Genomic DNA, 13,922 nt, shown 5'->3' on the forward strand with positions numbered 1-13,922 from the left:
AGACGCCGAACAACGAATTTCATCGGTTATGGCTTGCGGAACAGACGACTCCTCGTGCACAGTGAGGTCGTGGTCAGTCGAAGCGCAGATTCCAGGAACAGACAACCGTCCCCTTCGGTCGATGCTGTGTCCCTGGCGATCATCGAGCAACTGCAAGAGGACGGACGCCGCCCCTACGCAGCCATCGGCAAGGCCGTCGGCCTGTCCGAGGCGGCCGTGCGCCAGCGCGTACAGAAGCTGCTCGACCAGGGCGTCATGCAGATCGTCGCCGTAACGGACCCGCTCACCGTGGGCCTGCGGCGCCAGGCAATGGTCGGCATCAACGTCGAGGGCGACCTCGACCCGGTGGCCGACGCACTGACCTCGATGGCCGAGTGCGAGTACGTGGTCATGACCGCGGGCTCGTTCGACCTGATGGTGGAGATCGTCTGCGAGGACGACGACCACCTGTTGGAAACGATCAACAAGAAGATCCGCGCGCTCCCCGGCGTGCGATCAACCGAAAGCTTCGTTTACCTGAAGCTGAAGAAGCAGACCTACATGTGGGGAACCCGATAACCGTGAGCCAGGACCTCTCCAAGACCGCGTACGACCACCTGTGGATGCACTTCACCCGCATGTCGTCCTACGAGAACTCCCCCGTCCCCACCATCGTCCGGGGCGAGGGCACCTACATCTGGGACGACAAGGGCAAGCGCTACCTCGACGGTCTCGCCGGACTGTTCGTGGTCAACGCCGGTCACGGCCGCAAGGAACTGGCCGAGGTCGCCTACAAGCAGGCGCAGGAACTCGCGTTCTTCCCCATCTGGTCGTACGCGCACCCCAAGGCCGTCGAACTCGCCGAGCGCCTCGCCCACTACGCCCCGGGCGACCTGAACAAGGTCTTCTTCACCACCGGTGGCGGCGAGGCCGTCGAGACCGCCTGGAAGCTCGCCAAGCAGTACTTCAAGCTCCAGGGCAAGCACACCAAGTACAAGGTGATCTCCCGCGCGGTGGCCTACCACGGCACCCCGCAGGGCGCCCTGTCCATCACCGGTCTGCCGGCCCTGAAGGCCCCCTTCGAGCCGCTGGTCCCCGGCGCGCACAAGGTGCCGAACACCAACATCTACCGCGCCCCGATCTTCGGCGACGACCCGGAGGCCTACGGCCGTTGGTGCGCCGACCAGATCGAGCAGGAGATCCTGTTCGAGGGCGCCGACACCGTCGCCGCCGTGTTCCTGGAGCCGGTGCAGAACGCCGGCGGCTGCTTCCCGCCGCCGCCCGGGTACTTCCAGCGGGTCCGCGAGATCTGCGACGAGTACGACGTCCTGCTCGTCTCCGACGAGACGATCTGCGCGTTCGGCCGCCTCGGCACGATGTTCGCCTGTGACAAGTTCGACTACGTACCGGACATGATCACCTGCGCCAAGGGCATGACCTCGGGCTACTCCCCGATCGGTGCCTGCATCATCTCGGACCGCCTCGCGGAGCCGTTCTACAAGGGTGACAACACCTTCCTGCACGGCTACACCTTCGGCGGCCACCCGGTCTCCTCGGCGGTCGCGCTGGCCAACCTCGACATCTTCGACAAGGAAGGCCTCAACCAGCACGTGCTGGACAACGAGGGCGCCTTCTTCTCGACGCTGAAGAAGCTGCACGACCTGCCGATCGTCGGCGACGTCCGCGGCAACGGCTACTTCTACGGCATCGAACTCGTCAAGGACAAGGTCACGAAGGAGTCCTTCACGGACGAGGAGACGGAGCGCGTGCTCTACGGCTTCCTCTCCAAGGCGCTCTTCGAGAACGGCCTGTACTGCCGCGCCGACGACCGCGGCGACCCGGTCATCCAGCTGGCCCCGCCGCTGATCGCGGACCAGGGCACCTTCGACGAGATCGAGGGCATCCTGCGCTCGGTGCTCACGGAGGCGTGGACCAAGCTGTAGGCAAGACCCGCGACAAGCGGCAAACCGTCCGAACCACACGGCCCGGATCCCCCGTTCGAGTGAGAACGCGGGGGTCCGGGCCGTGTGCTGTCACCATCCAAGACGTTCATCTCTTTACATCTCATTGCGGCGCCAGTGACCGAACCGGCTCCGCTTCGTTCCCCCGGACGGAGGTGTACGCCATGGTGGCTCCGGCAGACAATGATGTGCTCTGGGCGCGGTCCCTGCACTACTCCCACAGCGGTTCACCAGGCCTCATCGGCGTCTCCGTCGGCGTCCGCCAAGGTGAGATCCTGGCCGTGACCGGCCCCCGCGGAAGCGGCAAGACCACCCTGCTGCGCTGTCTCGTCGGACAACTGACGCCGGAACAGGGCGAGGTCTGGTTCAACAGCGTCCCCGTGCACACCATGGGAGCCGCGGTCCGCGAGCGGCTGCGCCGCGACCGGTTCGGCTGGATCGGCCCCGAGCCGGGGCTGCTGCCCGAACTCAAGGTGTGGGAGAACGCCGCACTGCCGCTGCTCCTCGCCGGCGCCCATCACCGCGCCGCCAAGAGCGCCGCCTGCGAATGGCTCGACCGTCTCGACATCGGCGGCTTCGCCCGCAAGCGCCCCGGCGCCCTCACCCGGGCCGAGTCACAGCGCGTCGCCCTGGCCCGAGCCCTGGTCAACGAGCCCACGGTGATCTTCGCCGACGAGCCGACGGCCTCCCTGCACCGCACCGAACGCGCCCTGCTCCTGCGCACCCTGACCACGGCGGCCCGCTCGCACGAGATCTCCGTGCTGCTGGCCACCCACGACGAGGAGGTCGCCGCCGTCGCCGACCGGCGGATCGAGCTCCTCGACGGACGCCCGGCCGCGGTCGCGGCCGCCGCCACCCCGCTCACCACGGAGGACCAGGCCGCGTGCTCGCTCTCCGCCTAGCCCGAGGCTCCCGGCCGCTGGTCCAGTTGCGTCGGCTGCTCGTCGCCACCGCCTCCGCCGGTACCGGATTCCTGCTGCTGTACGTGCTGGCCGGAGCCATGGCCCGACCTGCCGGATCGTTCCCTCGGCTGCTGTGGGCGCTCGTCCCGCTCGCCGTCACCGTGCAGTTCGCCGTCGCCGTGGCACGGACCGACCCCGCGACCCGGCCCCGCGAGGGAATGGACGCGGTCGGCCTGGGTCCCGTACGGCGCACCCTCGTCGCGGCGATCTCCACCGCCGTCGCCTGCGCCCTGGGCTGCGCCGTCGCCCTGGCCGCGTTCCTGCACCTGCGGGGCGAGCTCGGCGGCCTGCCCTTCGACGGGGCCGGCGCCCGGTTGCTGCACGCCGAACAGCCACTGCCGGTGGCGGGCGCCCTGACCCTGCTGGCCCTGGTCCCGCTCACCGCCTCGGTGGCGGTGGGCCTCGCCCTGCGCTCCCGTCCGCCCCTGGCCGGGCTGTCCCCGCAGAGCGGTGTCCCCTGGGGGGTCGCCCTCACCGCCTCCGGCCTGACCGTCGAGACCTACGCCGGACGGGGCAGCGCCGCCGTGCCGACCGGCTGGGCGCTGATCGCGATGGGCCTCGCCCTCGCCGGGCCGGGTGTGGCCTTCGCCTGCGGAACCCTGGTGCAGGCCGTCCGCCCGGGTGCGCTCCGGCTGCTCGCCGGCCGAACCCTCCAGGAAGAGGCGCCGCGACTGGGCCGGCCGCTCGGCGTGCTGTGCGCGATCGGCGCGGCCTGGCTCACCGCCCTCGCCGTGCGCGACACCGACGGCTTCATGCCTCTGCTCGGCCCGCTGACGGGTCCGGCCGCCGCGCTCGTGGCGCTGTGCGCGGCTGCGACTCTCCTCACATCGGCGGTCGAGTCCCGGCAGTCCCGCACCCCCGTCCGGGACACCCTGAACAACCTGGGAACCCCCGGAACGGTGCTGCGTACGGCCGTCACCGTACGCGCGACTGCCCTGCTCGCCGTATGCGTATCCCTCAGTTGGTGTGTGGCGCAACTGACGTCTCTCGCGTTGACCCGCTGACTGACGCAGCCCTTAGTGTGGGCCGAATGGTCAACCCAGACATCGAGATCGAGACGCTCGCCGAATTCGACCAGGTCGCCGCTCGGGGTTCCCTGAGCGGCCACCGGGTCCAGTCGGTCAACCTGCTGGAGCGGACGTTCGCGCTGCTGTCGGCCGACACCTCGGCCGCCGTGTTCCTCGGCTGTGCCATGGAGCCCGACGCCTCCGCGAAGGTCCGCGCCGACGGCGCCCTGGTCTTCCCGCCGGTGCCGGACCTGCCGTTCAACCCCTACCGGGGTCTGCTCTACACCGCGGACGAGCTGTTCACCGGCCTGCGGGAGGGCTACGAGGCCACCCCTGACGCCCAGGCGTACGCCTGGTTCCAGGAGACCAAGGCCGACGGCGACATCTACGCCTCGATGCTGCGCTCCATCCACGACGACGCCGTCTCCGACGCCCTGGACGAGCACCTCGCCGGTGCCCGGGTGGTGGGAGTGATGGGCGGCCACGCCATGGCCCGCGGCGGTACGGACTACCTCGGCGCGGCGGAACTCGGCCGGACCCTGTCCCGGTCCGGGCTGACCGTGGCCACCGGTGGCGGCCCGGGTGCGATGGAGGCCGCGAACCTCGGCGCCTACCTGGCCCCCGCCCCCGACGACGCGCTGCCCGAGGCGCTGGAGATGCTGGCCAAGGCCCCCTCCTTCACTCCTTCCGTGTCCGACTGGGCGCGAGCGGCCTTCGCCGTGCGGGAACGCTGGCCCGACGGCGGCGACTCGGTGGGGATCCCGACCTGGTTCTACGGGCACGAGCCGCCCAACCCCTTCGCCGGCCACATCGCCAAGTACTTCGCGAACGCCACCCGCGAGGACGGACTGCTGGCGCGGTCCACCGCGGGCGTGGTGTTCCTCCCGGGCGCCGCGGGGACGGTCCAGGAGATCTTCGACAGCGCCACGCCGAACCACTACGAGTCGCGCGGCGAACCGACCCCGATGGTCCTGGTCGACCGCGCCCACTGGACGGAGCGCCTGCCGGCCTGGCCGCTGCTCCAGGCACTGGCGCGCGGCCGGCCGATGGAGTCGAGGATCGCCCTGGTGGACTCGGTGGACGAGGTCCCGGCGGCACTCGCTTCGATGCGCTGACCCGACGAGGCAACTTCCCGGCGGATTCGCACGTCTGGTAGAGGTACCGCAAAACCTGCCAGACGTGAACGGAGCCCTCTGTGCTCATAGGCCTGCTGACCGCCATCGCGGCGTCCATCTGCTACGGCACGGGATCCGTCCTGCAAGCCGTCGGCTCGCGCCGGGCGGCCCGGATGTCCCCGGCCGCGGCCGGGGTGACCGCGCACGGCGGACCGAACCTGTCCTCGACCGCCAAGGCGGCGATGACCTGGGAGTTCATCGTCGGCACGATCCTGGACTTCGTGGGCTTCGGCCTGGGCGCGCTCGCGGCGCGTCTCCTTCCGCTGTTCCTCTCCCAGACCGTGATCAGCGCCAACCTCGTGATCACCGCCGTGCTCAGCGTGAAGATGCTGGGCATCCGACTCACCCGCAAGGAGTGGACCTCCATCGGGGTCGTCTGCGCGGCGCTCGTGCTGCTGGCGACGGCAGCGGGGCACGAGGGCGGCCATCACGCGCCGATGGCCACGCACTGGTGGCTGCTCGCGATCACCCTGCTGATCATCGTGGGCGGCACGGTGGCGGTCCGGTTCCTCGGCGGCCGGGCCGCGATCCTGGCCGGTCTGCTGTCGGGCCTGGCCTTCGGCGCGCTGGGGGTGGGCGTCCGCATCCTGAACGGCGTCGAGCCGTTCGGCCTGGGCGCCCTGCTGTCCGACCCGGCCCTCTACGCCATCCTCGTGGCGGGCGTCGGCGGCATGTACCTGCACACGGTGGCCCTCCAGATCGGGTCCGTGAACGGGGCCACGGCAGCCCTGGTGGTCGGCGAGACGGTGCTCCCGGGCGCCATCGGCGTCCTCCTGTTGGGCGACGCCTCCCGCCCCGGCCTGGCATGGCTGGCGGTGCTGGGCTTCGTCCTCGCGGTGGCGGGCGCCGTGGCGGTGGCCTGGTACGGCAATCACGACGGAGCCGAGGCTCCGTCGGAGTCCCCGGACCCGGTGCCGGTCGCGTAACCGCCGCACGGCCACCGCGCCGTAGCGGCGTACGGAAACGCTGCCGCCCCCGGATCCACCGCCCGCACGGGGCGGTGGATCCGGGGGCGGAGCCGTATCGGCGCCGGTCAGTCCTCAGCGGGCAGGACGACGACCTCGCCGGGGGTGAACGCCACCGTGATGCGGTCCCCCACTTCCGGTGCCCCGACCGGCCCGCACTCGGCCTCCAGCGGCGGCCCCGACTCGGGTCGCAGCAGCAGCGCCACGTGGGTCCCCCGGAACGTCCGCGACTCCACGACGCACGGCAGCCCCTCGGCCGCCACGGTCACCCCGGCGGCCCGGATGAGGAGCAGGCGCTCCCCCTCCTGTGAGCCGTCAGGCACCGGGACCTTCCCCCAGGGGGTGGCCGCGGCGCCGCCCGACACCGTCGCCGGGACCACGTTCTCGAAACCCAGGAACCGTGCCACGAACTCCGAGGCCGGCCGCTCCCACACCTCCAGCGGAGTCCCCACCTGCGCGATCCGCCCGTCCCGCATCACCACGACCCGGTCGGCCAACGCGAAGGCCTCCCCCTGGTCGTGGGTGACCGCCAGGACGGTCGTTCCCAGCCGGGAGAACAGCCCCTGGAGTTCCACCACCAGCCGCTCGCGCAATCCCCGGTCCAGTTGGCCCAGCGGTTCGTCGAGCATCAGCAGTCGCGGGGACGGGGCGAGCGCCCGAGCCAGCGCGACCCGTTGCTGTTCGCCGCCCGACAGCGACGCGACGGCGCGGCGCCCGGCTCCGGGGAGTCCGACCAGGTCCAGCAACTCCTCGACCCGGCTCGCGCGGGCGTCCCGCGCGGAGCCCCGCATCCGCAGCCCGAAGCCCACGTTGCCGGCCACGTCGCGGTGCGGGAACAGTTGGTGGTCCTGGAACATCAGGCCCACCCCGCGCCGGTGCACCGGCACCGCCGCCTGGTCCGCGCCGTCGAGCAGCACGCGTCCGGCCGAGACCGGTTGGAGCCCGGCGACCACCCGCAGCAGCGTGGACTTCCCGCTGCCGCTCGGTCCCAGCACGCAGACGATCTCGTGCTCGGCGACCTCCAGGTCCACGGCGTCCACGACGTCGCGTTCGCCGAAGCGGACCGACACCCCGTCCAGCCGAAGCAGCGTCATCAGAACTCTCCCGAGGTCTTGTCGGGTCGCAGCCGCTCCAGCACCAGCAGGGACACCGCGCACACCAGCATCAGAATCGTGCTCAGGGCCATCGCCTGCCCGTAGTTCAGTTCTCCGGCCCGCCCCAGCAGCCTCGCCACGGCCACGGGCAGCGTGGGACTGTCGGCCCGTGCGATGAAGACCGTCGCCCCGAACTCGCCGAGCGACACGGCGAAGGCGAAACCGGCCGCGATCAGCAGGGCCCGCCGCACGAGCGGCAGGTCCACCTCCCGCCAGGCCCGCAGCGGCGAGGCACCGAGCACGCCGGCCGCCTCCCGCAGCCGGCCGTCGACCGCGCGCAGGACGGGCAGCATCGTCCGCACCACGAACGGCACTCCGACCAGGGCCTGCGCCAGCGGCACCAGGATCCACGAGGTGCGCAGGTCGAGCGGGGGCTCGTCCAGGGTGATCAGGAATCCGAAGCCGACCGTCACGGCGGACACCCCGAGCGGCAGCATCAGCAGCGCGTCGAAGCCCCGTACGAAGCGACCCGCGCGCCGGGTCAGCGCAGCGGCCGCGAGCCCCCCGATGAGCAGGGCGATGCCGGTGGCCGCCAGCGCGTAGCGCAGGGAGTTCCCGATGGCCTCCAGCGGCGGGACCAGGAACGTCCCCCCGCCCGCGCCCACGTCCGCCAGCGCCCGGTAGAAGTCGAGGCCGTATCCGCCGGGGGCGTCGAAGGACCGCTCCACCAGGACGCCCAGCGGCAGCACGATCAGCAGCAGCACGGTCAGCAGCACCCCGCCCAACAGGGCGCGCTGCGCCACGCCCCTGGGCCGGTGCGCGGTGCGGGCCGGGTCCACGAGCCGCAGCGCCGTCTCCCGCTTGCGCACGGTCCAGGCGTGCACGCACAGGATCAGTCCGACGGCGGCGAACTGGATCATCGTCAACACGGCGGCCGTCGACAGGTCGAGCAACTGCGCGGTCTGCCGGTAGACCTCCACCTCCAGAGTGGCGTAGGAGGGCCCGCCCAGGATCTGCACGACACCGAAGGAGGTGAACGTGAACAGGAAGACCATCAGCGCGGCGGCGGCCACGGCCGGTCCGAGCGCGGGCAGCGTCACCCGCCGCCAGGCCGCGAACCGTCCGGCGCCCAGCACCCGGGCGGCCTCTTCCTGTCGCGGGTCGAGCTGCGCCCAGAGCCCGCCCACCGTCCGTACGACGACCGCGTAGTTGAAGAAGACGTGGGCCAGCAGGATCGCCCACACGGTGGTGTCGAGGCGGACGCCCCAGGTCTCGTCCAGCAGTCCGTTCCGCCCGACCAACGCGAGGAAGGCCGTGCCGACCACCACGGTCGGCAGCACGAACGGAACCGTGACCACCGCCCGCAGTAGTTGCTTGCCCGGGAACTCGAAGCGCGCGAAGACGTACGCGGCGGGGAGCGCGATCAGGAGCGTGAGCGCCGTCGACGCGAGGGCCTGCCAGGTGGTGAACCACAGCACGTCGGCGATGTCGGGCCGGCCCAGCACCTCGCCGATCCGGCCGAACTGCCACCCGTCGTCGGTCTTCAGCCCGCGCCCGACGATCGCGGCGACGGGATAGGCGAAGAACAGCCCGAAGAAGGCGAGCGGGATCACCATCAGGCCCAGCCTGACCAGCGTGGCCCGCGTCCCCCCCCTCGGGCTCACCCGTCCTACTTCACGGCGAGCGAGGACCATGCCTTGACCCACTGCTCACGGTTCTTGGCGATGGTCTCCGGCGCGACGTTCTCCGGCTTCTCGATCACCACACCGTGCTTCGTGAAGAGCTCCGGCAGCGCCGCGTTCTTGACGACCGGGTTCACGAACATGTTCAGGGGCATGTCTTCCTGGAACTTCTTGCTGATCAGGAAGTCGAGGAGGGCCTTGCCCCCCTCCTCGTTCTTGGCGCCCTTCAGCAGACCCGCGAACTCGATCTGGCGGAAGCAGGTGCCGGCGGAGACACCGGTCGGGGCCTCGGCCGGCTTCGGCTCGCCGTACAGCACCTCGACCGGCGGGCTGGAGGCGTACGAGACGACCAGCGGGCGGTCGCCCTTGGCCTTCTTGCCGCCGGCCGAGCCGGAGAACCGCTCGTTGTAGGCCTGCTCCCAGCCGTCGACGACCTCGACGCCGTTGGCCTTCAGCTTGGTCCAGTAGTCCTTCCAGCCGTCCTCGCCGTACTTGCCGACGGAGGCGAGCAGGAATCCGAGACCGGGCGAGGAGGTCGCGGCGTTCTCGGTGACCAGCAGGTCCTTGTACTCCGGCTTGATCAGGTCGTCCAGCGTCTGCGGCGGGGCGATCTTCTTGTCGGCGAAGTACTTCTTGTCGTAGTTGACGCAGATGTCGCCGGAGTCGATCGGGGTGACCCGGTGCTCCTTGTCGAGCACGAACTCGGGCTTGACCTCGGCCAGGCCCTTGGCCTCGTACGGGGTGAAGATGCCGTTGTCGAGGGCGCGCGACAGGAGGGTGTTGTCCACGCCGAAGAAGACGTCGCCGCGCGGGGAGCCCTTCGTGAGGATCTCCTGGTTCAGGGCGGCGCCCGCGTCCCCGGACTTCAGCTTCTTGACCGTGTAGCCGCTCCGCTGCTCGAACTCCTTGAGGACCGCGTCGCTGACGTTGAAGGAGTCGTGGGAGACGAGCGTGACGGTCTTGGACTTCGGTGCGTCGCTCGCGCCCGCCGACGGCTTGTCCTTGGCCTCGCCGTCGCCGCAGGCACTGAGGGTGCCGACGCCCAGCGCGGCCACGAGCGCGAGGCCCGCGTACTTCCTGGTGGTGCTCACTGGTGAATTCCTCCTGGGATGTCCAGGAGAAGACGCGGCCCTGCCCGGCGCTCTGTGGAGCGGACGCCGGGCAGGGCGCAACAGCTTGAGTGGTGACCGAACTTCCTACCCCGAATGACCGGGGCGAGGTTCAGAGGGTCTGCGGTGACGGTTACCGCACTCTCAGCGCTGTGGCGCTCCCCTGTCGGAATATGAAATTTGTTCGGCCACAGAGTACCCCGGTGGCCGAATGTGACTGACCGGAAACGAAAGCTAGCGCTCCGAGGCTGCCAGCTGGCCGCACGCGCCGTCGATCTCCTGACCGCGGGTGTCGCGTACGGTCACCGGCACCCCGTGGCGGGCGATGGCCTCCACGAAGGCCTTCTCGTCCTCGGGACGCGAGGCCGTCCACTTCGAGCCGGGGGTCGGGTTCAGCGGGATCAGGTTGACGTGCACGCGCTTGCCCTTGAGGAGCTTGCCGAGCAGGTCACCACGCCAGGCCTGGTCGTTGATGTCGCGGATCAGGGCGTACTCGATGGAGATGCGACGGCCGGACTTCTCCGCGTACTCCCAGGCCGCGCCGAGTACCTCACGGACGTTCCAGCGGGTGTTCACGGGCACGAGGGTGTCGCGGAGCTCGTCGTCCGGGGCGTGCAGCGACACGGCGAGACGGCACTTGAAGCCCTCGTCGGCGAACCGCAGCATGGCCGGGACCAGACCGACGGTGGAGACGGTGATGCCGCGCTGGGACAGCCCCAGACCGTCGGGCTCCGGGTCGGTCAACCGACGGATGGCGCCGACGACCCGGTTGTAGTTGGCCAGCGGCTCGCCCATGCCCATGAAGACGATGTTGGACAGTCGGGCCGGCCCGCCGGGGACCTCGCCGTCGCGCAGCGCTCGCATGCCGTCCACGATCTGGTGCACGATCTCGGCCGTGGACAGGTTGCGGTCCAGACCCGCCTGGCCGGTGGCGCAGAACGGGCAGTTCATCCCGCAGCCCGCCTGCGAGGAGATGCACATGGTGACCCGGTCCGGGTAGCGCATCAGCACGGACTCGACGAGCGTGCCGTCGTGCAGCTTCCACAGGGTCTTGCGCGTGGTGTCGTCATCGCACGAGATGTGCCGCAGGACGTTCATTAGGTCCGGCAGCAGCTCCTGGCGGAGCTTCTCCCGCGAGGCGGCCGGGATGTCCGTCCACTCCGCCGGGTCGTGCGCGTACCGCGCGAAGTAGTGCTGGGAGAGCTGCTTGGCCCGGAACGGCTTCTCGCCGATCGCGGCGACCGCCTCGCGGCGCTCGGCCGGGGTCATGTCGGCGAGGTGCCGGGGCGGCTTCTTCACCCCGCGAGGGGCGACGAAAGTGAGCTCTCCCGGAACAGGGCGGGCCATGGCAGGTACTCCTCGTAAGACGAAAGGCGCGCCGCAGAAGCAGCACGCCTTTCAAGAGTAACCGGAGGCCGGTGTCAGCCGGTGCCGACGAAAGCGGCCAGCAGCAGCCACACCACCGGAGCGGTCGGCAGCAGGGAGTCGAGCCGGTCCATGATCCCGCCGTGTCCCGGGAGCAGGGTCCCCATGTCCTTGATGCCCAGGTCCCGCTTGATCATCGACTCGCCGAGGTCGCCCAGCGTGGCACTGACCGCGACGGCCAGCCCCAGCAGCAGGCCCTGCCACCAGACCCCGCCGTCGACCAGGAACTCCATGCACAGCGCGCCGGCCACCATCGCGAAGGCCACCGCCCCGAAGAGCCCCTCACGGGTCTTCCCGGGGCTGATGCGCGGCGCGAGCTTGGTCTTGCCGAAGCGCCAGCCCACCGCGTACGCCCCGGTGTCACTGACCACGGTCAGGGCCAGGAACGTCATCACCCGCTGCGGACCGTCGTCGGCGGCGAGCAGCATCGTGACGAAGGTCGCCAGGAAGGGTACGTAGAACGCCGCGAAGACACCCGCCGTGACGTCCTTGAGGTAGTCCTCGGGCGGCTCGGTCATCCGCCAGACCAGGACCGCGAGGGCGGTCAGGGCCATGGCGACCCAGGCTCCCTCGGCCCCCCGGACGTATCCGGCGATGATCATGGCGGCGCCACCGACCGCGAGCGGGACGAGCGGCGCCTTGATGCCCTTCTTCTCCTGGAGCCGGGAGGTGAGCTCCCACAGCCCCACGACGACCGCGACGACGACGACGCCGACGAAGACCGCCTTGACGATGAGGAGCGAAGCGAAGATCACCGCACCGAGGCCGACGCCGACCCCTATGGCGGCACGCAGATCCCGCCCCGCACGCTTCTTCGGCGGTGGGGGCGAGGGGTCCTGCGGTGCCTGTGAGGGCGGGGGCGGAGGGCTGGGCATGGGCTCCTGCGGCGGCGTCTCGTCGCGGAAGAAGGGGCCGCCTGCGGCGGCGGCCCCCCGATCGCGTGCTTCCCGGTCGTCGAAGTCACGGCCGGCGGCATCGGGCACGATGGGCATGGGCCGAGTCTGCGGGCCCGCCTGCGCATCGTATGCGGGACCCGCCGGAACCGGCTCCGGCTGCCAGGAAGAGTCGTTCATCAGACTTCGAGGAGCTCGGCTTCCTTGTGCTTCAGCAGCTCGTCCACCTGCGCGACGTACTTCGCGGTGGTGTCGTCGAGCTCCTTCTCGGCGCGGCGCACCTCGTCCTCGCCGGCTTCCTTGTCCTTGACGAGCTTGTCGAGGGCGTCCTTCGCCTTGCGGCGGACGGCGCGGATGGAGACCTTGGAGTCCTCGGCCTTGGTGCGCGCGACCTTGACGTACTCCTTGCGGCGCTCCTGCGTCAGCTCGGGGAAGGTCACCCGGATGATGCGGCCGTCGTTGCTCGGGTTGACCCCGAGGTCGGAGTCGCGGATGGCCTGCTCGATGTTGCGCAGCGCGGACGCGTCGAAGGGCGTCACGACCGCCATGCGCGGCTCGGGCACCGCGAAGGACGCGAGCTGGTTGATGGGCGTGATGGCGCCGTAGTACTCCGCCACGATCTTGTTGAACATCGCCGGGTGCGCACGTCCCGTGCGAATCGCGGCGAAGTCTTCCTTGGCGACGACGACGGCCTTCTCCATCTTCTCCTCGGCCTCGAGGAGGATTTCTTCGATCACCACGTGCTCCTGCATGTCAGATATGGATGGTTCAGGCGGGCGGGGCGGCCGGTCCGCGACGCGCGCGGGCCGGCGATGCGGAGGTCAGGCCCGGGTGCCCTGGTCGCTCACGAGCGTGCCGATCTTCTCACCCTTGACGGCGCGGGCGATATTGCCCTCGGCGAGCAGTTCGAAGACCAGGATCGGCAGCTTGTTGTCGCGGCAGAGCGTGATGGCCGTGGCGTCGGCGACCTTGAGGTCTCGGGACAGCACCTCGCTGTACTCCAGCGCGTCGAACTTCACCGCGTCCGGATTGGCCTTCGGGTCGGAGTCGTAGACCCCGTCGACGCCGTTCTTGCCCATGAGCAGGGCTTCGGCGTCGATCTCCAGGGCGCGCTGGGCCGCCGTGGTGTCGGTGGAGAAGTACGGCATGCCCATGCCGGCGCCGAAGATGACGACGCGCCCCTTCTCCAGGTGCCTCACGGCACGCAGCGGGATGTACGGCTCCGCGACCTGGCCCATGGTGATGGCGGTCTGGACGCGGCTGTCGATGCCTTCCTTCTCCAGGAAGTCCTGGAGGGCGAGGCAGTTCATGACGGTGCCGAGCATGCCCATGTAGTCGGACCGCGCACGGTCCATGCCACGCTGCTGCAGTTCGGCGCCGCGGAAGAAGTTGCCGCCGCCGATGACGATCGCGATCTCCGCGCCGTCTCGGACAACGGCCGCGATCTCGCGGGCGATGGCGTGCACGACGTCAGGGTCGACGCCCAGTCCGCCGCCGCCGGAGAAGGCCTCACCCGACAGCTTCAGCATGAAGCGCCGGCCCTTCTTCTCGTGGTCGCTCTTGTCGTCGGAAGCGGTGTGGGTGTCCACGCCCTGATTCATGGAGATCTCCTCGTGCACATACGAAGAAGGCCATTGCCGGTGGGTCCTCGCGGTTCCCTCTACGGCAAT

General features: G+C 70.3%; 13 protein-coding genes and 1 riboswitch. Of the genes, 6 read left to right on the forward strand and 7 right to left on the reverse strand.

What is annotated here, in order from left to right; translation table 11 throughout:
* Positions 1-54 precede the first annotated feature (54 nt).
* The 6 genes from ACFYW3_RS20475 to ACFYW3_RS20500 all read left to right on the forward strand — a co-directional run bounded on the left by ACFYW3_RS20475 (position 55) and on the right by ACFYW3_RS20500 (position 6,010).
* Positions 55-558 carry an Lrp/AsnC family transcriptional regulator gene (locus tag ACFYW3_RS20475; protein WP_053675186.1) on the forward strand — a complete coding sequence of 168 codons (504 nt, stop codon included), beginning with the start codon at positions 55-57 and terminating at the stop codon, positions 556-558.
* Positions 543-1,922, forward strand: a complete 1,380-nt coding sequence (locus ACFYW3_RS20480; RefSeq protein WP_008737612.1) for an aspartate aminotransferase family protein — start codon at positions 543-545, stop codon at positions 1,920-1,922. Before ACFYW3_RS20475 ends, ACFYW3_RS20480 begins: the two co-directional genes overlap by 16 nt.
* Positions 1,923-2,104: 182 nt before the next feature.
* Positions 2,105-2,842, forward strand: coding sequence for an ATP-binding cassette domain-containing protein (locus ACFYW3_RS20485; RefSeq protein ID WP_351754209.1), 738 nt, complete (start codon positions 2,105-2,107; stop codon positions 2,840-2,842).
* Positions 2,824-3,906 carry a hypothetical protein gene (locus ACFYW3_RS20490; RefSeq protein WP_389386942.1) on the forward strand — a complete coding sequence of 361 codons (1,083 nt, stop codon included), beginning with the start codon at positions 2,824-2,826 and terminating at the stop codon, positions 3,904-3,906. The genes ACFYW3_RS20485 and ACFYW3_RS20490 overlap by 19 nt, the downstream gene beginning before the upstream one ends.
* Positions 3,907-3,932: 26 nt before the next feature.
* The gene (locus tag ACFYW3_RS20495) at positions 3,933-5,024 is read left to right on the forward strand and encodes an LOG family protein (protein WP_389386943.1); all 1,092 of its coding nucleotides are present in this window, start codon (positions 3,933-3,935) and stop codon (positions 5,022-5,024) included.
* Positions 5,025-5,104: 80 nt separating this feature from the next.
* Positions 5,105-6,010 (forward strand): DMT family transporter, encoded by a 906-nt coding sequence (locus ACFYW3_RS20500; protein ID WP_389386944.1) that lies wholly within the window; start codon positions 5,105-5,107, stop codon positions 6,008-6,010.
* A gap of 107 nt (positions 6,011-6,117) precedes the next feature.
* Here ACFYW3_RS20500 and ACFYW3_RS20505 read toward each other — a convergent pair whose 3' ends face one another.
* The 7 genes from ACFYW3_RS20505 to pyrH form a co-directional block, all read right to left on the reverse strand.
* On the reverse strand, positions 6,118-7,143 hold the full coding sequence (locus tag ACFYW3_RS20505; protein ID WP_389386945.1) for an ABC transporter ATP-binding protein: 1,026 nt from the start codon (positions 7,141-7,143) through the stop codon (positions 6,118-6,120).
* Positions 7,143-8,759 carry an iron ABC transporter permease gene (locus ACFYW3_RS20510; protein WP_351754279.1) on the reverse strand — a complete coding sequence of 539 codons (1,617 nt, stop codon included), beginning with the start codon at positions 8,757-8,759 and terminating at the stop codon, positions 7,143-7,145. Before ACFYW3_RS20510 ends, ACFYW3_RS20505 begins: the two co-directional genes overlap by 1 nt.
* Positions 8,760-8,812: 53 nt before the next feature.
* Positions 8,813-9,916 carry a thiamine ABC transporter substrate binding subunit gene (locus tag ACFYW3_RS20515; RefSeq protein ID WP_389386946.1) on the reverse strand — a complete coding sequence of 368 codons (1,104 nt, stop codon included), beginning with the start codon at positions 9,914-9,916 and terminating at the stop codon, positions 8,813-8,815.
* 84 nt (positions 9,917-10,000) lie between these two features.
* Positions 10,001-10,109: riboswitch (TPP riboswitch) on the reverse strand.
* Positions 10,110-10,168: 59 nt separating this feature from the next.
* On the reverse strand, positions 10,169-11,281 hold the full coding sequence (gene rlmN, locus ACFYW3_RS20520; protein WP_150517606.1) for a 23S rRNA (adenine(2503)-C(2))-methyltransferase RlmN: 1,113 nt from the start codon (positions 11,279-11,281) through the stop codon (positions 10,169-10,171).
* Positions 11,282-11,355: 74 nt separating this feature from the next.
* The gene (locus tag ACFYW3_RS20525; RefSeq protein ID WP_351754224.1) at positions 11,356-12,432 is read right to left on the reverse strand and encodes a phosphatidate cytidylyltransferase; all 1,077 of its coding nucleotides are present in this window, start codon (positions 12,430-12,432) and stop codon (positions 11,356-11,358) included.
* A complete protein-coding gene (gene frr / locus ACFYW3_RS20530; RefSeq protein WP_053675274.1) occupies positions 12,432-12,989 on the reverse strand; it encodes a ribosome recycling factor in 558 nt (185 codons plus the stop codon). The genes ACFYW3_RS20525 and frr overlap by 1 nt, the downstream gene beginning before the upstream one ends.
* An 84-nt stretch (positions 12,990-13,073) precedes the next feature.
* Positions 13,074-13,853, reverse strand: coding sequence for a UMP kinase (pyrH, locus tag ACFYW3_RS20535; RefSeq protein WP_053675272.1), 780 nt, complete (start codon positions 13,851-13,853; stop codon positions 13,074-13,076).
* Positions 13,854-13,922 lie beyond the last annotated feature (69 nt).

The organism is Streptomyces sp. NPDC002602 (assembly GCF_042889445.1).
GTDB lineage: Bacteria > Actinomycetota > Actinomycetes > Streptomycetales > Streptomycetaceae > Streptomyces.